Source organism: Cernens ardua (assembly GCF_051251085.1).
GTDB lineage: Bacteria > Pseudomonadota > Gammaproteobacteria > Pseudomonadales > Halomonadaceae > Cernens > Cernens ardua.
The window spans coordinates 34,205-59,087 of record NZ_JBPCZH010000003.1 but is presented as its reverse complement, the minus strand read 5'-3'; the positions used below and the strand labels follow the sequence as shown (position 1 = coordinate 59,087).

Annotated in this window: 17 protein-coding genes; 14 read left to right on the top strand and 3 right to left on the bottom strand. The window is 48.2% G+C overall.

Going from position 1 to position 24,883, the window contains the following annotated elements; translation table 11 throughout:
• Positions 1 to 64 precede the first annotated feature (64 nt).
• From LMG33818_RS06990 to LMG33818_RS06975, 4 genes are all read left to right on the top strand, one after another.
• Positions 65 to 1,144, top strand: a complete 1,080-nt coding sequence (locus tag LMG33818_RS06990; RefSeq protein ID WP_442322649.1) for an ABC transporter ATP-binding protein — start codon at positions 65 to 67, stop codon at positions 1,142 to 1,144.
• 263 nt (positions 1,145 to 1,407) lie between these two features.
• A complete protein-coding gene (locus tag LMG33818_RS06985; RefSeq protein WP_442322648.1) occupies positions 1,408 to 2,082 on the top strand; it encodes an HAD family hydrolase in 675 nt (224 codons plus the stop codon).
• Positions 2,083 to 2,193: 111 nt separating this feature from the next.
• Positions 2,194 to 3,222 carry an endonuclease/exonuclease/phosphatase family protein gene (locus LMG33818_RS06980; protein ID WP_442322647.1) on the top strand — a complete coding sequence of 343 codons (1,029 nt, stop codon included), beginning with the start codon at positions 2,194 to 2,196 and terminating at the stop codon, positions 3,220 to 3,222.
• Positions 3,223 to 3,449: 227 nt separating this feature from the next.
• Complete coding sequence (locus LMG33818_RS06975) at positions 3,450 to 4,640, top strand: porin (RefSeq protein ID WP_442322646.1); 1,191 nt, start codon at positions 3,450 to 3,452, stop codon at positions 4,638 to 4,640.
• 32 nt (positions 4,641 to 4,672) lie between these two features.
• On the opposite strand, the gene LMG33818_RS06970 is transcribed toward LMG33818_RS06975, so the two are convergent.
• Positions 4,673 to 5,923, bottom strand: coding sequence for a PrpF domain-containing protein (locus tag LMG33818_RS06970; RefSeq protein WP_442322645.1), 1,251 nt, complete (start codon positions 5,921 to 5,923; stop codon positions 4,673 to 4,675).
• Between the two features lie 79 nt (positions 5,924 to 6,002).
• Positions 6,003 to 6,770 carry a sterol desaturase family protein gene (locus tag LMG33818_RS06965; RefSeq protein WP_442322644.1) on the bottom strand — a complete coding sequence of 256 codons (768 nt, stop codon included), beginning with the start codon at positions 6,768 to 6,770 and terminating at the stop codon, positions 6,003 to 6,005.
• Between the two features lie 252 nt (positions 6,771 to 7,022).
• On the opposite strand from LMG33818_RS06965, the gene LMG33818_RS06960 reads away from it, so the two are divergent.
• Positions 7,023 to 7,979: a D-2-hydroxyacid dehydrogenase family protein gene (locus LMG33818_RS06960; protein ID WP_442322643.1), complete on the top strand. Its 957-nt coding sequence runs from the start codon at positions 7,023 to 7,025 to the stop codon at positions 7,977 to 7,979.
• A 129-nt stretch (positions 7,980 to 8,108) separates the two neighbouring features.
• On the opposite strand, the gene LMG33818_RS06955 is transcribed toward LMG33818_RS06960, so the two are convergent.
• Entirely contained in the window at positions 8,109 to 9,272 is a 1,164-nt protein-coding gene (locus LMG33818_RS06955; protein ID WP_442322642.1) for a porin, read from the bottom strand.
• 330 nt (positions 9,273 to 9,602) lie between these two features.
• On the opposite strand from LMG33818_RS06955, the gene LMG33818_RS06950 reads away from it, so the two are divergent.
• The 9 genes from LMG33818_RS06950 to LMG33818_RS06910 all read left to right on the top strand — a co-directional run bounded on the left by LMG33818_RS06950 (position 9,603) and on the right by LMG33818_RS06910 (position 24,770).
• Complete coding sequence (locus tag LMG33818_RS06950) at positions 9,603 to 10,628, top strand: LLM class flavin-dependent oxidoreductase (RefSeq protein ID WP_442322641.1); 1,026 nt, start codon at positions 9,603 to 9,605, stop codon at positions 10,626 to 10,628.
• 57 nt (positions 10,629 to 10,685) lie between these two features.
• Positions 10,686 to 11,219, top strand: a complete 534-nt coding sequence (locus LMG33818_RS06945; protein WP_442322640.1) for a copper resistance protein NlpE N-terminal domain-containing protein — start codon at positions 10,686 to 10,688, stop codon at positions 11,217 to 11,219.
• 239 nt (positions 11,220 to 11,458) lie between these two features.
• A complete protein-coding gene (locus LMG33818_RS06940; RefSeq protein WP_442322639.1) occupies positions 11,459 to 12,046 on the top strand; it encodes an NAD(P)H-dependent oxidoreductase in 588 nt (195 codons plus the stop codon).
• Positions 12,047 to 12,108: 62 nt separating this feature from the next.
• The gene (locus LMG33818_RS06935; RefSeq protein WP_442322638.1) at positions 12,109 to 12,900 is read left to right on the top strand and encodes an N-acetylmuramoyl-L-alanine amidase; all 792 of its coding nucleotides are present in this window, start codon (positions 12,109 to 12,111) and stop codon (positions 12,898 to 12,900) included.
• Positions 12,901 to 13,431: 531 nt separating this feature from the next.
• A complete protein-coding gene (gene ansP, locus LMG33818_RS06930; protein WP_442322637.1) occupies positions 13,432 to 14,967 on the top strand; it encodes an L-asparagine permease in 1,536 nt (511 codons plus the stop codon).
• A 724-nt stretch (positions 14,968 to 15,691) separates the two neighbouring features.
• The gene (locus tag LMG33818_RS06925) at positions 15,692 to 16,903 is read left to right on the top strand and encodes an efflux RND transporter periplasmic adaptor subunit (protein WP_442322636.1); all 1,212 of its coding nucleotides are present in this window, start codon (positions 15,692 to 15,694) and stop codon (positions 16,901 to 16,903) included.
• The gene (locus LMG33818_RS06920; protein WP_442322635.1) at positions 16,903 to 20,154 is read left to right on the top strand and encodes an efflux RND transporter permease subunit; all 3,252 of its coding nucleotides are present in this window, start codon (positions 16,903 to 16,905) and stop codon (positions 20,152 to 20,154) included. Before LMG33818_RS06925 ends, LMG33818_RS06920 begins: the two co-directional genes overlap by 1 nt.
• A 6-nt stretch (positions 20,155 to 20,160) precedes the next feature.
• Positions 20,161 to 23,280: an efflux RND transporter permease subunit gene (locus tag LMG33818_RS06915; protein ID WP_442322634.1), complete on the top strand. Its 3,120-nt coding sequence runs from the start codon at positions 20,161 to 20,163 to the stop codon at positions 23,278 to 23,280.
• 71 nt (positions 23,281 to 23,351) lie between these two features.
• Positions 23,352 to 24,770 (top strand): efflux transporter outer membrane subunit, encoded by a 1,419-nt coding sequence (locus LMG33818_RS06910; protein WP_442322633.1) that lies wholly within the window; start codon positions 23,352 to 23,354, stop codon positions 24,768 to 24,770.
• Positions 24,771 to 24,883 lie beyond the last annotated feature (113 nt).

The following is a 24,883-nucleotide window of genomic DNA, read 5'->3' as shown; positions in this document are numbered from 1 at the left end:
CCACATACTTCAACCTGTTGAGGCTAGTGTCTCAATGTGTGTTTTGGCCGAAGAGTATTTACCTATGACGTCGATAGCATCTTCTTCTCTTGCATCCAACACACCATCACAAACATTGGGATGTGATGTTATTTTTGAGGGTGTTACTAAAAGCTTTGGTTCTACCCAAGTACTTCGTACTTTGAATATGGAGCTGAAGGCCGGTGAACTGGTTACCGTGTTGGGCCCATCGGGGTGTGGTAAAACAACGGCACTGCGTATTCTGGCTGGTTTTGAAACCGCTACCACGGGCCGTGTACTTATCAATGGCGAAGATGTGACTCAGGTACCTGCCAATCGTCGTGGTATCGGCATGGTATTTCAAGCCTATAGTCTTTTTCCCAATCTGAGTGTGCAGGATAATGTCGAATATGGCCTTCGGGTTCGAAAGGTCCAAAGGGACAAACGCGCCGCGCGTGCGAAAGAGTTGCTCGACATTTGTGGGCTTGGTCCTTTTGCTGACCGCTACCCTCATCAGCTTTCCGGCGGGCAACAGCAACGTGTCGCATTAGCCCGTGCCCTGGCCACTCAACCTTCTGTGTTGTTATTGGATGAACCTCTTTCTGCGCTGGATGCGATTGTGCGTGTTCAAATGCGGGAGGAAATTCGCCGATTGCAACAAAGTTTGGGGATTACCACCATGTTTGTAACGCATGATCAGGAAGAAGCGTTGGCTATCGCTGATCGTGTTGCTGTCCTTAAAGGCGGCGTAATAGAGCAGTTGGCGGATCCTCAAACGCTGTATCATCGCCCGGCAACAGAGTTTGTTGCCCGGTTTGTGGGAGGGGTGACGGAAGTAGGGGTTCAGCCTTCTTTCCAACAAGGTACATTCGAGGTTCGTGGACCAGCCTCGGGTTTGGATACGCTCTTCATTCGGCCCGAAAATATCGAGTTTCATCCCAATCCACAGGGATCCAGTACTGTCGTTTCTCAAATCTTCACAGGTGAACGTACCTTTGTCCGTGCGGTGTCTGATATAGATAAAACGGAAGTGGTCTCTTCGGCATCTAGCTCCGCTGCAGCAAGAACGCCTGTAGGGACGCAGGTTGACGTAAACGTTATTGCCGAGCCCGCTTTACGCATTCCCGCAGGTGCCAGGGGATAGTTATCTCCCGGAACGCATGAGGGTAGTTACTGAGGACTGCTACTGAGGACAGCTACTGAGGACAGGGGCGGCATGGTCGTTACTGTAAATATGGTTGCAGTGGTGGTTGAATTAATGCATCCGTTGTATTGAGTAAGCCATGTAATGAGGTTATTGATAATTGAGCCCGAGCACTGCAAGCCACATTGTGTCCTTTGTAAAGAAGTAGCGTGCTGTAAAATCGATGCGCTGAACGTGTGTCAAGTTATGGAACAGAGAGCACTATGTCAGATATGAAGCAGATCCTTGGTTTATCCATGGCGAATGAGACCGAAAAGCTGGAGGCAGGTGCAGTGGTCTTCGACTGTGATGGCCTTCTGGTAGATTCTGAAGCGGTATGGCTGGATCTCATTCAGCAATGGATGGATACCCAACAGCCTGCATTGACCCTCTCATTGGATGAGTTCCACGGTCTGACGGTAGTGGATACTGCACGATTGCTTTATCGGTTTACGGGTGATCACTATCAAAGTGCCAAAGTCATCGAAGATGAGATTACTCAACGGTACTCGGATTTGTTGGCACGTGGTGTACCGTTAATGCCCGGTGCCAGGGAGTTATTAAACCAATTGCATGGCAAAGTACCTATTGCGTTGGCCAGCAACGGATTGAGGAGAGATGTATTGGCGATGTTGGAGGCCAATGGGTTGACCTCTTTTTTCAATGCCGTCTGCACCCTGGAGGATGTAAAAGAAGGTAAGCCTCAACCTGAAATTTATCTGTTAGCCTGTCAGCTTTTGTCGGTTGCCCCCGAACAGGCGGTTGCCTTCGAGGATTCCCCTACAGGCGTGCGTGCAGCCAAGGCTGCCGGATTAACGGTGGTGGGCGTTTCATCCAATCCTGATGTGGAACTTCCCTCTGATTTTCGTATTACCAGCCTGGCACAAGTGTCTCTTTAACCGCGCCTGATCGGGGTGGGTACTATGTATAGTCGTATCATCGTTTCACGTACGCTGTTCCGATCCTTCCAGTCTTTAGCTATCTCTTTTTGACAAGAAGGCAACTCTATTATGACGACTCCCGGTTCCCACACGAAAACGTTTTCTCAGTCATCGTCAACGTCCGCCGCTTCCCCATTGGATATCCGTCAGGAAAGCGATGAAATGCCGTATGTTTCTCCTACCTCTGCATCATCAGGTAATAATTACGTATATCCTGCCAATAAAACGTCCTTGGCCCTCTTGAGCTGGAATATCTGGAAAGGGGGCGCCGAGATCGAGGATGCTCTTCGAAAGCAGATCGGTGTCATCACTCAGGCACATGTCGATATTGTCTTTATTCAGGAAAGTAATGGTGCTGGTGCTGCTCGCCTAGCGCATGAATTGGGAATGAATGTGGCCCAACAGGGCTATGATTGCGCTATACTAACGGCCTTCCCCGTCCGACGGGTTTTAACTGATACCGCACCCTATGCCACGGCGGCTCTCATTGAAACGAGCCTGGGTGATGTGCTCGCGTGGTCGGTACACCTTGCTCCCTGGGATTACGGGCCCTATAGCCTGGCTAATCTGCAGCACCAGCCGGAAGCCGTGTTTACCCAAAAAGGCGAGCAACTGCGTACAGCGCAGGCACAGAAAATTCTGGCTGAAACGACACGTATTCAGGAATCGCTGCCTCAGCCTGTTCCAGTGATCGTCGCAGGTGATTTTAACGTTCCCAGTGGAGAAGACTGGGCGGGTGAGTTTCGCCCCTATGTGCAATGGCCCGCGACACAGGTTTTCATTGATCAAGGCTTTCAGGATGCTTTTCGTATCTGCCATCCGAATGTTGAAGAGGCACCGGGCTTGACCTGGTCTTTCATTGAACCGTTGGAGCGGGAGCCTCGTGACAGGATCGACTTTATTTATGTGAAGGGGCTGATGATCTCTGCTGCCCACCATTTGGGCGGTGTTGTAGAGGGTTCCCCTCTTCAGAATGAACTTGGATTCGAAGCATTCGGTAGTCGTAATCATGAAATTCCTGACCATCGAAAGAACGATTTTCCCTCTGACCATTTTGCCGTATCAGCCTCTTTACAGTTGCTGAACGAAACTGAGTGATCGCGTACCGCTTTATCGATAGATCATAAAAGCTTCATCGAATAGCGTTAAGTCAGTCATATTCGAAAGATAGTCTCTTGGATGCTGTGCATTTGTATACAGGAGGTTTGGGGCAATACTTTGTTGCAACAAGACTGCCTGCATACATTCCAATGAAACTATAAAAGGCTCCCGTGCTGTATTGACTCGTGATAGAGCTGCTTAATTATATTCGAGAGTTATACGGAATGCTTTACACTCTAAAAACATATGAGGCTATCAAGCTGTCTCCAGAGGCGCTTTCTACCGCTCTCAAAACATCCTTTAAACTTGAAGCATTGGGTTTATATACATTGATTGGTCTGGGGAGTGTAACCATGGCTGACTCAGCCATGGCTTTCAATGTATTCAATGATGCCAACAATACGTTTTCAGTCGGTGGCCGTTTTGCCTACGAATATGATTTTAATGCTGCTGGTGACAACCATGATGCTCATGGTAATTCGGGTAGTCGAATAAATATTACCTACGATCACCACTTTAATAATGGGTGGATTGCATTGGGCCGTTGGGAAGAGGGATTTGACCCTTTTTACTTAACTTCCCATGGTGATAATCACTTCAACCGTTATCGCTACCTTGGCATCAGTCATCCGACCTATGGATCTATAAGTGTTGGACGGCAAAACTCACTTCTTTATGATTTCGTCGATGTATTTACTGACCAACCGTGGCTGTATGCGGATTACAGTGAAACCGCCTGGTCTGGTAATGATCTTGATGGGATGATTGAGCGCCCTTCAGACACAATCAAATATGTCGTTAATATCGATAAGTTCACGCTGGGCGCCATGTATGGTTGGCGTCGAGGTGATATCCACCATACCAATGACTATTACCTTGATAATAATCGGGTGGTAGCCCGCTCCTTGACTTATGGCAGTCAACGAAAGGATTTTGAAGAAGTGGGTGGCCAGTATCATTTCACTCATGACTTGATCATGGGGGCCACTTACCATCATGCCCGAATTCAAAGGAGTGATTTAGAAGGATATCGCCAATATAATGTTAATGCGTGGAATACGGGTATCAACTGGACACCCGGCAACTGGTTCTTTGGCGCTGATTTCGGACAGGGCTATCATGCTACCGGCCTGAATTCGAAAACCAATAACTATGCAGCATTCGAGGCGTATACCCAGCCCGGGCTATTTGGTAAGTTCGGTGATGGGCAGGTGTACTACGATTACAACCTGCAAACAGATCAGCACTCAAAGGCAAAGGTGGAGCGTAATATTCTGGGTATCGCTGCCATGCTCTTCCAGAATCGACTGATTCTGGCCGTTGACCACATGTGGTACAACGACCGGGAAACCGATAGTGCAAAAGTACCGAATAATCATACTTCTACCGGACTGTATGTAAGGTATAACTTTTGATCGATGTTGTTTCAAACGTGATTAACTGCTGATCAAACGGGGATTGGGCTATCCTTGTTACTTTCGATATTGAGTTTTAACTCATCCAGCAGTAGTGGAGAGGGCTGAAATAGCGGCACCCACCCCTGCATCAATATTTGTGCGCTGCGATTATAAGCCGCACTTTGTATTGTAAATCTATCCTCGACAGTGTGGCCCACCACAATCGTATCCATAACTCCGGCAGGATTATCGATAGCGATAGGGTACTCTCTTGTTTCGTCGTCTGGGAGGGGAACCTTTGCCGCTACATCACGAGCCACACTCTTGTCGATAAGACATGCAGCGGCCAGGCAGCATGCTCCCGTTACTGCCATGGAGGGATGCCCTTCCTGTGGAGTGAAGTAACGTGCGGTGATGTTGCTGTTCTTTGTAGTCGGCGAAGAAACCAGGCACACTTTGGGCATTGTCTTGCTGGCAATCAACTCCTCTCGAGTAAGGGGTGTACCGTTTTTCTTGAGTCCCATACGAATACCTGCTTCGACCCTTATGTCCCGAAGGGTATCCATGAGTGTCTTGTCTGCCGCCAAGTCGTCGATCGGCTCATGACCACTTTTTCCAACACTTTCTGCTTTGATGATGACCATCGGAACGGCAACGTCCACACATGAAACGTCAATATCATTGATAGTGTCGCGCACTTGACCTGTCGGTAGTAGGTGACCTGTTTTTGATCCCACTGGATGATGCATAAAGAGCTCTACCCCCGGGAATTTACCATGCACACCGGGTATTTCTACACCTTTGAGCCCACTTTCGGGGGAGTAGTTGAGCCTGGCTGTAATTTTGACCCCTGTATTTTCGTTAATGATATCGACGACAGGATGAGCTTCCGATGAATCGAGTAATCCGTAATCAAATGCCCAGAGGGGGATGGCAGACGTCATATTGCCGCAATTGACGCTCCAGTCGACTTCCGGACTATTGGCAGATAATTGGGCAAACAGGCTAGTAAGGGTTACTTTTCCCGATTCAGAGGGAACCTCTTTGACAAAAAAGACTTTGTTGCTCGTTGATATACCTCTGCCGAGCCCGGTTAATTGTCTATTGTGGTCTAAATGCTCCGTGCTCGAAATGCCGAGAATCAGATGTAATAACTCTTCCCGAGCCTGATGTGATTGGGGAGCATCCTCTTCACGTATGATAAGCCCGGTGGATGTACCTCCCCGTACATACCAAACGGGGAACTCGATCAGTCCTTTACGATATCTGATTCCTGTTGACTGCATTTCTTTGTTTCCCATAGCGGCGCTCCAGAGATGTAGTGTGCTTTTTTATTTTTCAGTTATTTTTAAGATAAATAAAAATATATAATATACTGATTCATGGATTTTTTATTTTCTTGAAAGGACGTAAAAGCGAGCCAATAGCTTTAATATCTTTACAGTAGATTAATCCAAAAGTCCATTTTCCTGAAAAGGTATCAGGATGATAAGTGTTGAATATTCGGTCCCAAATAGGAAATATAAATGAATAATTAGTATTGTTGTTATCAATCAGATGATCATGGTGAGGTTCATGAAATTTTGGTGTGGCAATAATATAGGAAATGGACTTTTCGATCACATGAGGGATAGTCAGGCGTGAATGATGGTAGGTAGAGATAATAAAGGCAATGGCTGAGTGCAGGACGATTCCATATGCTGGTAAGCCAAGAGACATTATTAATACAATGTCTACAAGAGTATGGAAAAACCGTTCCATGAAATGAACTCTTAAGCCTGTCGTAACATCCATGAATTCATCCAGGTGGTGAATCTCGTGTACCCGCCATAAATACTCATTTTCATGACAAAACCGATGAAACCAGTAGCCAGCGAAATCCATTACGATGATGGTGAAGAGGGCTGCTACCCAGATATTCATTAATGACACGATATGAGTCAATGGATGCGCCACGGCGAATGAAATGGCAGGAATAAAGAGAAGAAGTCCTATTCCATAGGTCGCCAGGTGATTAGTAAGATTTGTTATCCAGTGTGCATTCCATCGGGATTTTTTTATTAAATTCTTTGAGTATATGAAAAACTCGAGTGTAAAAAGTAAAATAAACCACACGACCATATAATGTTCTTTTAATATATAAAGCACTGTTTCCTCCTGTCATTATTCTAAATTTTTATGAAAAACATGGGGCATCTATTTATGTCGAACTCTGTTAAATATGATTGAATAAAGTATGTAATAAAGTAGCTGTCAACAATATGTTTTCTCACTTTAGTCGAACATGGTTGTTTTTATCATATTCAAGTTGTGTCTGTTTTAGCCGAATATCGTTTGCATTGGCCTATACTGGTAATTGAAATGGGTGTCGTAGTGATATCAACCATAGGGGTTACTAAAATGAAGATAAGCGTATTGGATGATTATCAAAATGTTGCTCATCAATTTGCGGAGTGGTCCCGTATTGGTGCAGATATTGAATTTCTTCACACCTCTTTCGAAAACGATGATGACCTTGTGGCGGCAGTACATGAGGCAGATGTATTAGTGGTCATGCGTGAGCGTACGCCCTTTAATGCTGAACGGTTAAAACGACTTTCCAACTTGAAATTACTCGTAACAACGGGGATGCGGAATGCCGCCATTGACCTTGCAGCTGCGACTGAGCAAGGAATATGTGTGACGGGAACGTCTTCGCTGGCTTCCGCTCCTGTTGAGCATACCTGGGCATTGATTCTGGCCCTGTTACGTCACATTCCACAGGAAGATGCTGCGATGCGGAAAGGGCAGTGGCAGACAACCATGGGGGGTGATTTAGCCGGGCAAACACTGGGGATTGTGGGGTTGGGGCGGTTGGGCTTGAAAGTAGCTGCAATCGGCAAGGCTTTCGGTATGAACGTAGTGGCATGGAGCCAGAACCTTGAACCTGAATATGCCGAGAGGGAGGGAATCCTTGCGGTTGATAAAGCGACTTTGTTCAGTACATCGGATGTTGTCACATTACATTATAAACTGAGCGAACGAAGCACCGGGTTGGTGGGTGAAGAAGAGCTTCTGTTGATGAAAACGTCAGCTATATTGGTAAATACATCGCGCGGGCCCTTGATTGATAATGCAGCGCTTGAAAAGGTGTTGAAATACAAGCTCATTCGGGGGGCGGCATTGGATGTCTATGACATTGAACCCCTTCCTGCAGGGCATCCGTTGCGTCATATGAAAAATACCGTTATTACTCCTCATTTAGGGTATGTCACTGAAAACACATACCGTCGTTTTTATTCTGAAGTGGTGGAAGACATTATTGCCTGGATTGAAGGCAAGCCTATACGTTGCTTGAATCAAAAGAACGGGCAATAAAAAAGCGAGCCACAAGGCCCGCCATTCGTTCTTTTATTATCAACGCACTGGAATCACCTTTTGACTCACGGGCTTTGTTGTTTCTGCTTTTTCCGTGAGGTAGAAAACAGTACGTTGTCTTGTTTTTGTTTAGAAATCATATCTCAGGCGAATTTTGCTGACATCCGCATTGGCATTGGGTTTGGTACTGGAAGTATTGGTGAACTGATGTTCGAGCCAAATGCTGAAACCATATCTCAGTTTGGCCTCTACGCCTAAATAGTTGTAGGTTTCATCATATTTGTTCCAACGCGTTAAACTCAGTGCGTAATAAGGTTGAATGGCTGTTACAACATCAGTTGCCACAGGGAAGGTATAACCGACGAATGCCTCTGCGCTACGGGCATTTTTATGAAAATAACTGCCTGCATCGACTGGGGTGCCATCAGCGGTGACCGGTGTGTAATTGCGGTAGTAACCGACCAGACCTGCGATGTGCCAATTTCCCGGTGTCCATGTCAGGGATGATCCCAGCAATTGCTGATTGTAGCTGGTCTGGTCCGGATTGGGTGTATTGAACTTGTGCACCTTCGCTTTCATGTACGTATAAGAAGCGCCCCAGGTCAGGTTATTGGTGATTTTGTATTCTCCGCCAAGGGCACCGCCAGTATTGCGACGATAGACATAGCCGCCTTTATAGAGGCTTTTCGAAGGGATGATGACCTCGGCGAGTAATTTGAACGGGCCAAAATCATGGGTGTAATTCAATAAGCCTGTGCTGCGTTCACCCAAGTCATAATTGGGATTTGTGCCTAGCACGCTGCCGGCGGGCTGGCCTTTTTTATCCTGAACCCAATCGTCCAGAGTTGCGCCGACAGTCTGGTACCATACGCTTTGTTGTTTACCAAAGGTTAACGTTCCGAAGAGAGGGTTGGATACACCGAAGTATAGCTGGCGACGATCTGTAATATTCGAGCCTTTTTTAACATGATGGCTCATGCCTAAATCATTGAAAAAATTGTTCCCTACTTCGTAATACCCCAATAATTCCCATTGATTAGGCAAAAAATATGTCGCATGAAAACGAAAGCGCGTGCCATCATCTGCCAGACGATGATTGAAGCTGCCATCATCCCCCCCGCCCATTGCATTACTGGCGCCCAGACGTACGCTTCCACCTACTTGTAGCTGCAGGTTATTCAGATAAGGTGTGCCATTGTTTTTAGGTAAAAGAGTTACCTCTGCATGGGCTGCTCCCGCACAAAGTAACCCGAGACTCGCTAACCCCGTCAGACATTTGACTGCCAAGTTCATTACCTTTCCTCGCTTGGGCAAGTGACCCGTTGATGATCCATACAGTAAAAAGCCGTGATAAAGCTGTTTACGATCAGTGTTTTATTTGTGTGGTCATAATGCATGCCTAATATTTCATGCACGTTAATGATTTATTGCCGTTTTGAGTCAGATACGAGCGAAGCAGAAGTCCGTAGAGTAACGAGAGGAGGCGTTGATCTGAATGAAACGCATATTGATGTATGGAAGTGCTTAAGCAACAGCTGGCTATCTTTACCTTGCGCTATTGAGTGAGTAATGGAATGCTATATTCAATAGTGAGTATCTTATTTATTACCGTGAGTATTTTTAATGAAATCCATAGGTTTTTTGTCATTCGGGCATTGGGACCCCCAATCGCCTTTCACCACCCGTAGCGCTGAAGACGTTCTTCAGGAATCCATTGACTTGGCTGTTGCCGCTGAGGAAATAGGACTCGACGGGGCCTACTTTCGTGTACACCATTACGCACGTCAATTGAGTTCACCTTTCCCGCTTCTGGCCGCAGCTGGTGCCAAAACCAGTAAGATAGAGCTGGGTACGGGCGTGATCGACATGCGTTATGAAAACCCTCTTTACATGATTGAGGATGCTGGTGCTGCTGATTTGATTTCCAGGGGGCGCTTACAGTTGGGTATCAGTCGTGGTTCCCCTGAGCAGGTTATTGATGGCTGGCGTTATTTTGGTTATGAGCCGGCTGAAGGGGAATCGCCCAGTGATATGGCACGTCGGCATACCGAAGTGTTTTTGAATCTTTTGAAAGGGCAAGGTTTCGCTGAACCCAATCCGACGCCCATGTTTCCCAATCCCCCCGGATTGTTGCGTCTGGAACCGCTTTCAGAAACATTGCAGGATCGTATCTGGTGGGGGTCGGGCTCTGACAAAACGGCGCGCTGGGCGGCTGAATTGGGTTTGAATTTGCAGAGCTCTACATTGAAGGATGATGAGACAGGTGAGCCTTTCCATGTTCAACAGGCAAAACAGATTCGTGCTTACCATGAAGCCTGGAATGAGGCAGGGCATAGTCGCAAGCCTCGTGTTTCAGTCAGCCGTAGTATTTTCCCGATTGTAAATGATCAGGATCGCAAATATTTCGGCCACGAAGGCGATGCCAGCGATGACAAGTTTGGTTATATCGATGCGCAGACCAAAGCGGTTTTCGGACGCCATTATGCGGCAGAGCCTGACAAATTGGTCGAGCTTCTAAAGCAGGATGAAGCAATTGCTGAAGCGGATACGTTATTGTTGACTATCCCTAACCAGCTGGGAGTAGCCTATAATACTCATATTCTTGAATCATTGCTGACCCACGTTGCACCTGCGTTGGGGTGGAAGTAGTTGATGCCTGATACTTTGTTGCACGTTTGAGACGTAGATTGTAAAAGAGGAAAGAGAATGACGAGTGGTTTATTTCGTTATGTGCCTGGCGTAATGTTGGCGATTGTTTTACCCCTGCTGCTTGCGGCCTGTGGGCATTCGAGCTCTTCCGAAGATGAACAGTCATCTCCCCGGCCATCCACCACGCAGGCGCAGCAGATTTCCGGTAACCAGCCGTTAAAGGAGAGGGTATTCGCCGGGCGATTGCCTTGTAACGAGCACCAATGTACCGGGATTACCACTCGTATCACTTTACGTTCCACCATGGATAATCAACCTGGCGGCTTTTCCATTTCTGAAGTCTATAAGGACGGCAGCACTACCAAACGCGTAGTAACTGTTCTTGGACAGTGGTCGTTGGTCACCGGTACTGCGGGTAATCAACACGCTGTGGTTTATCAGATAGGTACAATGAACAATCGTCCGCTTTTGTTTGAATTGGTGGATGCCAAAACATTACGATTGTTGAAGAGTAATCTTTCTGCGCATGCATCGGAGGGGCAATCCGAGACTGCACATTATGACCTCACCTTGCAACCTTCTGCTCATTGATATCCCACGTCCCAACAGGCACGCGTAAAGGGCTGAAACAAGTGAGTGTGAAAGAGTCAGAGCGTTTGCTTTGGCTCTTTTTTTATAAGCCGATGCTTTCATCCCTTCCAAGCCCCCCTTTGTCTTATTTAGAATTGGACGAAACTTATCAAAATTAAAATTTGATTCAGGCAGTCAATATATCTTTCAGGGATCATATCCTTGAATGTGATGCCTGATCACTTGTATCAGGAGATACCATGAAAATTCTTCTTATCGATGGTGGGAAACAGTATGCTCACTCCAATGGAGAGCTAAATCATACGTTGCATCAGGTTGCACGTGATACGTTGACCGCACTCGGGCATGAACTGAAAGAGACGGTCATTGTGGATGGTTATTCAGTGGAAGATGAAGTCGCCAAACAGTGGTGGGCCGATGTCATTATTTATCAAATGCCCGGCTGGTGGATGGGGCTTCCCTGGACTGTGAAGCAGTATATTGATGAAGTGTTCACTACAGGGCACGGTACGCTTTATGCGAGCGATGGTCGTACTCGGAGTGATGCATCCAAAAAGTATGGATCAGGTGGTTTGATGCAGGGGCGTCGTTACATGATGTCTCTCACCTGGAATGCTCCGCTTGAAGCCTTTGAGGATCCCGAACAGTTCTTTGAAGGTAAAGGGGTAGATGCTGTTTATTACCCGTTCCATAAGTCCCAGGAATTTGTCGGGCTTGAAGGGTTGCCCACATTTATGGTCAACGATGTGATGAAACAGCCACACGTTGACCTTTTCAAGGCACAGTATCAGGCACACCTTGAAAAAGTGTTGGGAAAGGCGGGGTAAACGGTTAACACGAAACGTGAACAGAGCTGAAGCTCTATGAATTAATTGAGGCTGGATTATTCGTGAACGGAAACGATAAGGGTATTTTACCCATCAATTACAGTGCGTATCGCTCTCGTGCTTTCAATAGCAGGGTGCGTTATCTGGTCCTGCATTACACAGCAGTTGATTTCCAGACCTCGGTTAATTTGCTGACGTCTCGTGCCAGCGCACATTACTTAGTCCCCAAGCCTGATGACCCTTCCTATCTAAAAGCTGGATTCAAAGAGTTGCAAGTTTTCAATCTTGTAGATGAATCTCAACGTGCGTGGCATGCAGGCGTGAGTCAATGGCAGCATCGATCCAACCTGAATGATACGTCTATAGGGATAGAAATCGTCAATTTGGCCAGTGATGATAATGGCGTGTTTACATTTCCTCCTTATCCTGAACCTCAGGTGAAATTGCTGGTGCAATTAACGCGTAATATCCTTCTACGTTATCCTGATATTACGCCTACCCGTGTGGTTGCTCACTCGGATATAGCACCGGGCCGGAAATCCGATCCGGGCCCCATGTTTCCATGGCATGCTTTATATGAAGCCGGTGTCGGTGCGTGGTATGAAGAGGAAACACGTCAAAAGTATTTGAAGGAATTCCGTCAGTCAGGTCTTCCCGGTGGAAAGGATTTGCGTCAGGCATTTGGACGTTATGGATATGCAATATCGGAAGATGCTTCATCTTCTGCCTTTACCTCGGTCGTCAGGGCTTTCCAAATGCACTTCAGGGCAGAAAATTATTCCGGAAAAGTGGATGATGAAACAGTAGCCATACTGTATGCCTTGTTGGAGCGTTACAGCGCAGAGCTATCCTGATATTCCTTTACTAATGTGGATTTAAATAGAAAAGCCCTGAATCAGGTTAACTTGAAAGAGTCGCCTGGCATTCGGGGCTTTTAGTATTGCGTTCCTGACATTCGTCTTCGGATATCGTTTTTTCGGATATCCTCCTCTTTTATCTGCATAAAATTGTGTCTTTCCTCTTGGTGACCTCCCCTTTTTTGTTGTGAGCGCGCTATAATCGCCTCTTCAACAAATATTCACGAATGATTACCCATCTATTGCCATTTTGTGGTTTCATTTGCACTTTGTGTGACACGCCCGTGTTTCAGGTGCAGGGTTCCTGGCACTTTTGGTGATTTTTTGCGTTATGGATCAATAGCACGCCGCGCTGCCTGCGTGGGGCTTTCAGGCTGTTTTTACTTGTTGTTGAGGTCCTGCAAGGATATTTACAGCGCAGATGGGTGTGTAAAGCAGTCACCAAAAAACAGGGGGAGGGTATGAAGACTTCATGGCATTGTCTCTACCCGGTCATGACTATTTCAGCTGCCTTCAAGGAGTAACTTCATGTCATCTGAGCCTTCCAGGCAAGTGGATACCGACGAAAAGCGTGCATGGCTTGAATCGCACGAAGAAGGGTATAGCAAGGCGTTAAGCAATCGTCAGATTCAAATGATTGCTATTGGTGGTGCTATAGGTACTGGACTATTTCTGGGGACTGGTGGGCGTCTGCAAGTGGCCGGACCTTCCCTGGCTATCGTCTATCTGATCTGTGGAGTGTTTTCATTCCTGATTCTGCGTGCCTTGGGCGAGCTGGTCATGCACCGTCCAAGTAGTGGTAGTTTTGTCTCCTATGCGCGTGAGTTTCTGGGTGAACGTGCCTCTTTCGTTGCTGGTTGGATGTACTTTCTCAACTGGGCCATGACGGGCATTATCGATATCACTGCCGTAGCTCTATATATGCACTATTGGGACGCATTTGCCAATTTCCCACAGTGGATTACGGCCTTGATAGCATTGGTGCTGGTAGGCTCCATGAACCTGATTGGTGTTAAATGGTTCGGTGAAATGGAGTTTTGGTTCGCAATGATCAAAATCATTGCCATAGTTGCTTTCCTTGTTATAGGGGCGGTGGTGCTGGGCGGTGGTTTTCATGTGTTGGGTCATGCGCCCGGATGGCACTTGATTACTGAAAATGGTGGCTTCTTTCCCAACGGCGTATTGCCTGCTCTTGTATTGGTGCAAGGGGTAATATTCGCATTTGCCGCTATTGAGATGGTTGGTATCACGTCGGGTGAGGCAGAAGATCCAAAGAAAGTACTGCCTCGGGCTATTAATAGTGTGGTGTGGCGTATCGCTTTCTTCTACATAGGTTCTGTAGTGCTGCTGGTGCTGGTATTGCCCTGGAGTGCCTATAGAGGCGGCGAAAGTCCATTCGTAACATTCTTCTCGGCTATCGGTATCCCCTATGTGGGTAGCCTGATGAATATTGTGGTAATGACCGCGGCCCTTTCTAGCCTTAACTCAGGGCTCTATACCACTGGGCGTGTTTTGCGTGCCTTGGCACAGGGTGGGTCTGCGCCCCCCGCGTTGGCAAAAATGAATAGCCGTGCAGTACCTTACGTCGGAATTGCATTAACCCTGGCTATTTATGCAGTAGGTGTTGTACTAAACTATTTTGTGCCGTCTCATGTGTTTGAGCTGGTGCTGAACATTGCCTCACTGGGTATCTTGAGCACGTGGGCATTTATTGTGATTTGCCAAATGGCCTATCGCCGCGCGGTCAATCGGGGGGAAGTGGAAGCAGTGTCTTTCAAAATGCCGGGGGCTCCATTTACCTCTTGGCTAACGCTGCTTTTTTTGCTTGCTGTACTGGTACTGATGGCATTCGATTATCCCAACGGTACTTATACGGTTGCGTCACTTCCGGTTGTGGCCATTGTGCTTTTGATTGGGTGGCGTTGGACTCGTCGTCATCGCCAGGTATTGATGCCGACTACCATTCCTTCGGTTTATCTGACAGACCGCGTTCTGAGTGAGCAGGCGAGGGTCAGAAACGTAGATGCCGAGGCAAAATTGATCAGGAAGAAAAGAAAGCGCTAGATTTAAAGTGAATAGAAGGTTTTCCGCTTAAGTGGCATCCTGTTCATTTGATGAATGGCGGTTATTACGCTAAAGGCCTGTGGATAAGAAATATTGTCCACAGGCCTTTTTTCTGTCGACGATCCAAATGAGCGTATTTGCAGAATAAACTGTAGAAGAAATGTTTAGCTGAGTATTCCGGTATTGGATGTTTCTGCTATTCTCTAACTATCCTGAATAACATTGAGAGTTGACCCCATTTTCTGGCGATAAAAATCAATCAAGTCCAGCAAAATGTGGTTGGAGCGATTTCTTGGCCTATTGGCAGTATGGCACAGGCCTGGATCTGCAAGGCTTGGGGTGTTATTGACCTGCTTCCTCACAAATGAGCGCATTCATGCATGATGCCTGTTTTTGATAGATAGAGTGTCTGGAGGGAGTTCATCATGATTTGTGCTTTTTTAACACTTTTTTTACCGTGGTAACGAGAGAATATTATGGTACTTTGTGGTTTTAAAAAGTGAATTTCGGAAGAAGATGTCACTCCTGCCCATGAAGGGATTTTTCCAGTAGGATAGAGCGCAATATCCCTATATTCTGAGTCGGTTCTGGTGGTGAGATGTCTGATGTCCACTTGGAATAATGGAATTCGGTAACGTCGAATATTGAGTAGTTATAGGCGCATCAAATGCCCATGATCGAATGCGAATGGGTTGTATCACAGCTGTCAACGGTAGAGGCATAAGTGGATAACACCAACAAAAATCCCCGTCGCAAGCATTTATTTTGGTGGTTGATCGTACTCCTGATCATTGTGGGGGCGGCATACTGGTTCTTTTTTCGCGGTAGCAATCAAGGCTCGAGTCAGTCATCGCATGGCCGACCTGCAACGGCAGTACAATTAGCGAATGCCATTACCGGGAATGTGCCGGTACAGGTAAATGCCTTGGGTACTGTCACTGCCAATCAAAGCGTGACTGTTACCAGTCGAATTGCCGGCGAGTTAATGAGCGTCAATTTCACTGAAGGTCAATGGGTAAATAAAGGTCAGTTATTGGCGACTGTAGATACCCGGACTTATCAAGCCTCCCAGAATCAATATCAGGGTGAGTTGGAACAAAACAGGGCGCTTCTCCGTAATGCCGAGTTGACCCTGCAACGGTATCGCGGCCTTTATGCACAGAACTCTTTGGCACGTCAGGATCTTGACTCCCAAATCGCTACAGTAGGGCAGTACCGCGGTCTGATTGCCTCTGATGAAGCCCAAATTCACTCTGCGGAAGTCAATATTGGCTACGGTAGGATCACTGCGCCCATCAGTGGCTATGTCGGTTTGCGCTTGACTGATGTTGGGAATGTTGTTTCAGCAGATAGTACGTCCATTGTGGCCATTACTCAGACGCATCCTATTGCGGTAACATTTAGTGTTCCTCAACAATATCTTGCACAAATCCAGCCGGTGATCAGGAGTGGGCACGGTTTGCCTGTCGCCGTCATGAGCTCGGATGGTTCGACAGAGATTGCCAAAGGGGAAGTTCATTATTTGAGCAATAGTATCGATACTGCGACAGGAAGCGTGGAGCTGAAAGCGCTCTTCCCCAATAAGGATGATCGCCTTTTTCCTAACCAGTATGTCAATGTAGTGTTGAATATTGGTGAGTTAAATGATGTGGCAGTCGTTCCGGAAGCAGCTATCCAGCTGAGTGATGCCGGCAACTTCGTTTATGTCGTCAATGCTCAGAATGTAGTCCATAAGCAGATGATTACTGAGGGGCCAAATGCAGGCAACAACAATGTTGCTGTTACTAAAGGGCTGAAGGCCGGGGATCGAGTGGTTACCCGTGGTGTTGATAATCTGACAGACGGTGCCAAGGTTAATCCCGTGCAATCTGATGACTCGTCTGACGAGCATCAGTCAGGGGCATCTTCCAATAGCGGCTCCAATGGCGGGCATTGATGAATCCCTCTCGACTTTTTATACAACGGCCTATAGCCACGCTGCTACTGATGGCGGCGTTCCTTTGCACAGGCCTGTTTTCCTATCGTGAGTTGAGTGTTTCGGCACTTCCTGAAGTGGATTATCCGACCATTCAGGTGACTGCTCAGTATCCCGGGGCCGGACCCGATGTTGTCCAAACCAATATCACGGCCCCTCTCGAACGTTATCTGGGTGAAATGGCGGGTCTTAGCCAGATGTATTCGAATAGTACCGGCGGGGCATCGACCATTACGCTCACGTTCGGGTTGAATACCTCGCTGGATGAAGATGAACAAGAGGTTCAGGAGGCCATCAACTCGGCCAATAATCTCTTGCCCAGTGATCTACCCGATCCTCCTACCTACAAACGCATCAATCCGGCTGACCCTCCCGTGATGACGTTGGCGGTTACGTCTAACGAACTTCCACTCACCGAGGTACAGGATCTGGTCAATAACCGGGTTATGCTGAAGCTGTCACAGATATCCGGTGTTGGATTGGTAACGCTTTCGGGGGGGCACAAACCTGCTGTGCAAATACGGGCCAATCCGGATGCATTGGCTGAATATCATCTGACACTCGAAGATATCTATAACACCATTAATGAACAGAACGTCAATGGTTCCAAAGGGGGCTTCGATGGCCCCAATCATTCAATCAGCATTGATGCGAATGATCAGCTGGAATCGGCCGATGAATATGCCCGCCTGATCCTGACATATCACAATGGCAAAGCGATTACGCTGGGTGATGTCGCAACACTTGCCCGTGCACCTGAAAACAGTTATCAGGGAGCTAATGCCAATGGTTCCCCTGCCATTATTGTGAGCATACAACGTCAGCCGGGTGCGAATGTTATTGATGTGGTGAATAGCGTCAAGGCACTCCTGCCCAGTCTCAAGGCCTCGCTCCCCGCGGCTGTTAACGTCAAGGTGTTGAGTGACCGAACGCAGACGATCCGTGCCTCGATCAGTGATGTTCAGTTCGAAATGCTGCTCTCGGTAGCGCTGGTTGTAATGGTGTGTTTTATCTTCCTGCGCCGTTTATCATCCACGCTGATCCCCAGTGTGGCCGTTCCGCTGTCTCTCGTAGGTACCTTTGGAGTGATGTACCTCGCCGGTTTCAGTCTCAACAACCTGACGCTAATGGCGCTGACCATCGCAACCGGTTTTGTCATCGATGATGCCATTGTGGTGGTAGAGAATATTCAGCGACGCATGGAGGAAGGGGAGCCTCCCATGCAAGCGGCATTGAACGGGAGCCAGCAGATTGGCTTCACCATCATATCGCTGACACTCTCCCTGATCGCCGTACTGATTCCCTTGCTTTTTATGGGGGATATTGTGGGGCGGCTCTTCCGTGAATTTGCCATTACCTTGGCTGTCTCGATTCTTGTCTCGATGGTCGTCTCATTGACATTGACCCCCATGCTCTGTGCCTACTTGCTGACTAATGTTAAAGAGTCTTCGAAAGGGCGCCTTGCTCAGTGGGCTGATCACCAGTTCGAGCGATTAGTACAGTTTTATGACAAGGGGCTGACTTGGGTCCTGGATCACCAGCGAATTACCCTGTTGGCCGCTACGTTGACCGTTGTGGCGACAGCCGTGCTTTATGTCACGATACCCAAGGGTTTTTTCCCCAATCAGGATATTGGGCTGATCGAAGGAACGACTATTGCACCGCAAGGGATCTCTTTTGAAGAGATGGGTAAACGGCAGCAAATGATTGCTCAGATGATCCAGAAAGATCCCAATGTATCCGCTGTCAGCTCTATTATTGGTGTCGATGGGGTTAATTATGCCCCTAACATTGGTCGCTTGCAGATTGAGTTGAAACCGTTTTCTCAGCGTAGTGAAAGTGCAGAGGAAGTCATCCAGCATCTTCGTCAGGAGGCGGCCAGTATTCCTGGCATTGCGCTTTATATAACGGCTGGGCAAGATTTATCCGTGGATACGCTGAATACCCCCAGCCAGTATCAATTGACACTGGACTCAACTGATCGTTCTACTCTCAATGAATGGGCACCTAAACTGGCGGCAGCTTTGGCGCGTCAACCCGAGTTAAGAGGGGTAGTCAGCAATCTGCAGAATCAGGCGCCGGTCACGTACATTCGGATTAATCGTCAATTGGCTGCACGTTATGGCATCACGGCTTCGGATATCGATACGGCTCTCTATAATGCCTACGGTCAGCGCCTGATCTCGACGATTTATACACAATCCAATCAGTATCGTGTTGTCCTGGAGGTGGCTCCCCAATACCGGATGTCCCCTGCTGACCTGGATCATCTGTATCTTGCGGGAAGCAACCCCGATAACGGGACGGCGAGTGGATTGAGTTCTTCGAGCAGTTCGAGCTCATCCTCTACAAGTAACTCATCCAGCAGCTCTTCAAGTGATAGCTCTTCGAGTGGGAGCAGCTCATCTTCAAGCAGCTCATCGAGTACGACCGATACGCCGATGGTACGCTTGAGCAGCGTGGCCTCCATTGAGCAGCGCTTGGGCTATCAAAACTATTCCAGACTGGATCAATTGCCCGCGGTTGAGATGTCATTTGATATTGCGTCCGGTTATTCGTTGCAGCAGGCGCGTGATGCGGTTTCCCGTGCAGAGGGGGAGATCCACATGCCTCAAAGTGTCACGTTGAATTTCCAGGGCGCTGCGGCGGCCTTCTATCATGCCAACAGCAATACACCCTTGTTGATTCTTGCAGCACTTTTGGTGATGTATGTTGTATTGGGCGTTTTGTATGAAAGCTTCATTCATCCCCTGACCATTTTGTCGACGTTGCCCTCTGCAGGTATTGGTGCCTTCCTCGCGCTTATGCTGACGGGGACCGATTTCGATCTCATCGCGTTGATTGGCATCATTCTGTTGATTGGCATTGTGAAAAAGAATGCCATCATGTTGATTGATTTCGCGCTGGAAGGTGAGCGGGAGCAAGGTCTGGATGCCCGAACTTCCATTCATCAGGCATGTCTGCTCCGCTTCCGTCCCATTTTGATGACGACCATGGCAGCCATGTTGGGTGCTTTACCGCTAATGCTGGCTCAAGGGGCGGGGGCTGAACTGAGAACTCCTCTGGGATTAAGTATTGTGGGAGGGTTGATTTGCAGTCAGCTGCTGACGCTGTTCACAACACCGGTCATTTACCTGTTTTTTGATCGTTGGTCGCAACGTTTGCGTCGTTGGGTAGGGCCTTCTGAAGCCACTCCTTCCGAGCAAGGCTAATAGCCCATGATCGAGCTTTTTGTCCGTCGACGTGTGGCAACGCTGTTATTGAGTTTTTCAGTCGTACTCCTTGGATGGCTGGGGTATAACCTGATGCCTGTGGCACCCCTGCCACAGGTGGCTTTTCCCACGATAGTGGTCAGTGCGAGCCTGTCTGGCGCAAGCCCGGAAACCATGGCAGCGACGGTTGCATCGCCGTTGGAGCGCGCCATGGGGCAGATCGCTGGTATTACCGAGATGACATCGAGTAGCTCACAGGGCTCGACAAGTATCATCATCCAGTTTGATCTCAGCCGTAATATCAACGGTGCTGCCCGTGATGTACAGGCAGCCATCAACTCAGCGCGTTCATTGTTGCCCAGTTCGATGAATCAGCTGCCCACCTATCATAAAGCCAACCCCTCGAATGCACCCATTTTGATGTTGGCCATGACGTCCCCCGATCGATCTACGAGTAGCCTGTATCAAATGGCTTCCAATGAGCTGGAACAGAAAATTGCTCAAGTCAGTGGTGTGGGGGAGATTACGCTACGCGGGAGTGCTTTACCGGCTGTACGTGTTGACATGAATCCACAACAGCTTACGCATTATGGAATCGCATTAAGTACCGTGGCCTCGGCCATTAGAAATGCCACTACTTCGATCGCCAAGGGGAGCTTGCAAGGGGAGAATACGCATTGGTGGATTGAAGACAATGGTCAGCTGCTTAAAGCCTCTGCCTATCGTCAGATCGTCGTGAGCTATCGTTCAGGCAAGGCAGTAACATTGGGGGATGTCGCCCACGTTTATGATTCCGTTCAAAGCATTTATACCTCTGGTTACTACAATAATCGGCCGGCCATTGCACTTCAGGTAACCCAGTCCTCTGATGCTAATGTATTGCAGACCGTGGATGCGATTAAAGCACTGCTACCGTCGTTACAAGCGCAACTACCTTCGGATGTTCACCTGAATCTTGTGATAGATCGTTCTACCACGATTCGTTCTTCTCTACATTCGACAGAAGAGACACTGGTATTGGCCGTAGGACTGGTCATTTTGGTGGTATTGCTGTTTTTGCGTAACTGGCGGGCCATGATTATCCCGGCGATTGCGTTGCCTGTCTCTCTTGTGGGCAGCTGTGCGGTCATGTACATCCTTGGCTTCAGCCTCGACAATCTTTCGTTGATGGCACTTATTGTCGCGACAGGGTTTGTGGTCGATGATGCTATCGTGGTGCTAGAAAATATTTCCCGCCATCTGGAGGAAGGGATGCGCCCCTTGAAGGCAGCCATTCAGGGGGCTAAAGAAGTCGGTTTTACAGTGTTGGCGATGACATTATCGCTTATTGCTGTATTCATCCCGATTCTGCTGATGGGGGGCATTATTGGCCGGTTGTTTCGTGAGTTTGCGGTCACGCTATCGGTTTCCCTGGTGGTTTCCCTGGTGGTTTCCCTCACCCTGACACCCATGTTGTGCTCCCTGCTGCTTAAAGGACAAGACGGTCCTGCAATGCGTGGCAAGGGGCTTTTGGCTATGGTGGACCGCGCGATCGAGCGTGTATTGTCAGGGTTGGCGATGCTGTATCATCGCTCCCTCCTATGGGCACTTGAATGGCGAAAGCTGATACTGCTCGTTCTTCTGGCAACGATAGGGCTAAACGGTTATCTCTATATGACTGTTCAGAAGGGCTTTTTCCCGGATCAGGATACCGGGATTCTGATGGGGATGTTGCGTATGGATCAAGGCACCTCATATCAGGCGCTTAGTCCCTTGATGCAGCAGTTTAGTGAAAAGATTCGTCAGAACCCTGCTGTGGAAAGTGTGGTAGCCTCTACTGGTTCAGGACATTTTGGGTCGCGTAATACGGCCAACTTTTTCATCACGCTAAAACCTCTGAATGAGCGATCGGATTCTGCTCAGGAAATTGCCAATCAGCTGACAGCCCTGACCCGACACAGTGCTGGGGCTCATATGTTCTTCATGCCTGCTCAGGACCTTCACATTGGCGGGCGAAGTGCCAATGCCACCTACCAATATAGTCTTCAGTCAGATAGCCTGAGTACACTGCAAACCTGGACACCCAAGGTCTATGCCGCCCTACAAAAACTTCCTCAGCTTTCCGGGGTGGACAGCGATGCTCAGAATGGTGGGCCAGAGGCTTATCTGGAGATCAATCGTAATCTGGCAAAGCGTTATGGGATAACACCGAAGATCCTGGATACGTTCCTTGGCGATGCGTTTGCCGAGAGCGATATTGCCAAAATGTACCAGCTTCTTAACCAATATTATATCGTATTGGATGTCATGCCGAAGTATGCTCAGAGCCCAGAGACTCTGAAGCGACTTTATGTCATCAATGATCGTGGTGAACGCATTCCGCTTTCGGCGTTCTGCCAGTTCCGTTCGGCGACAGCACCCCTTTCTGTCAATCACCAGAATCAGACTGCAACGAGTACGATAGCTTTCAATCTTTCGGATGGTTATTCTCTCGAACAGGCAGAGGACGCGGTTCAACAGGCAATCGTCAAACTTGGCTTGCCCGATGCTATACATACCAGTTATTCGGGAACCGCGCAGGCGTTCCAAAGTCTGCTATCCACTATGCCCTGGCTGATTTTGGCAGCGCTAATCACCATGTATATCGTCCTGGGCATGTTATACGAAAATCTGATTCATCCGATCACGATTCTCTCGACTCTGCCATCAGCGGGGATCGGGGCGCTCTTGTTGATGATGATGACTGGTACGCAACTGACGGTGATTGCTCTCATTGGTATTCTATTGTTGATTGGTATTGTGAAGAAAAACGCCATCATGATGGTGGATTTTGCAATTGATTATGAGCGGTCTCATCAGTCTGGTGCCGAGGCCGCCGTTATAGAAGCATGCCGGTTGCGTTTTCGTCCTATCCTTATGACCTCGCTGGCTGCTTTTTTCGGCGCGTTGCCCATGATGCTTGAAAGCCGAGGTGACGCAGGCTTGCGCCAACCACTGGGCATTGCGATCTGTGGAGGTCTGTTAGTTAGCCAGGTGTTAACACTCTATACCACCCCGGTGGTTTACCTTTATCTTGACCGTTTTGGTCAACGGGTCAGGCATTGGTGGCAGCACCGTGTCATGCATCACTCGGAGAGCCACTCTTGATGAACAATATACTGATGAGAACAGGAAAATGCTCTGAGTCAGCGCTGGAGAAACGCTGGGCAAGGAGTTTGGTGCCACTGGTTCTATCATTTGGGGTTTTGAGCCTTGCTGGCTGTATGACAGTAGGCCCGAATTACCACCGGCCCACTGTCAATACCGGAATCACCTATAAGGAGGCACCCGGGTGGTCTCAGTCCACTCCGCGGGATGATGCCATCAAAGGAAACTGGTGGACAATCTATCAGGATCCTGTCCTTGATCATCTGGTAAGTCAGGTTGAAATATCGAATCAGAATGTAGCGCAATATGCAGCTCAATATCGTGAGGCCTTGGCGACAGCGGGTAGTGCACGTGCCAATCTGTATCCTTCTCTCAGTTTTGATGGGAGCGCCACCCGTAGTAGTACAAACAGTAGTAGCAGTGTGAGCAGTTCACGATCTGATGGGCATATTGATTCCGGGACAACGCAACTTGAAGCCAGTTGGGAACTGGATCTCTGGGGTAAACTGCGCCGTACGGATCAGGAAGAAAATGCCAATGCGCAGGCAAGCGCGGCAGATTTGGCCAATGCGACGCTAAGTGCACAATCCAGTCTGGTGCAGGACTACTTTTCCTTACGTATTCTGGATCAGCGCATGGCGCTCTATGATCAAACCATTCGTAATTATCAACGCTATGTTCAAGTCACACGTAATCTCTACAATGGCGGTCAAAAAACCAGTGCTGATGTGGCACAGGCACAGGCCACATTGGATAGTGCACAATCCTCACGGTTTGATCTTCAGTGGCAAAGAGCCCAGTACGAACATGCTATCGCGATTCTGATAGGTAAAGCGCCTTCCGAATTCAGCTTGCCGGTAATCAGTAATTACTCCGTTCAGGTGCCGAAAATTCCCGTAGGTATCCCTTCCACATTGTTACAACGACGCCCCGATATTGCTGCTGCTGAACGTAATGTTGCAGCGGCCAATGCCGCGATCGGTGTTGCTATTGCCGGTTATTATCCGGATCTGACCTTGTCGGCCAATGGAGGGTATCAAGCAACCGGTATTTCCAAACTCTTCTCAATTGCTCACCGCTTTTGGTCGCTGGGGCCTTCGCTGACAGAGTCCATATTCAGTGGTGGTGCCACTCAACAGGCCGTAGCAAAGGCGCGGGCGACCTATGATGCGCAGGTAGCAAATTATCGGCAGACAGTACTGACCGCGTTGGGCGATGTAGAAGATAATCTGGTACAACTCAACACGTTACAGGATGAGATTGCCACTGCAGCCAATGCAGCGCAGAACTATGAGGAATCTGCGCGTGTTACCTATAACCAGTATCTTGCCGGTATGATCAATTATCTGGATGTCGCTACTACACAGGCTTCCAGTATTTCCCAGCAGCAGAATGTATTGCAATTGAAGAGCGAACAGCTTATTGCTTCTGCGAAGTTGATCGCTGCCCTGGGTGGGGGATGGAATGCATCACAGATCGATCATGATTGATCTTTGTAGAAAGTCCGTCGAAGCATTGTGGAATTACAGCTGTGCTGACCAAACCACGCCTATGGTTTTTCATTGCAGAAAGTAGGCAGCAAGTGCTCAGCATACATAGTAAA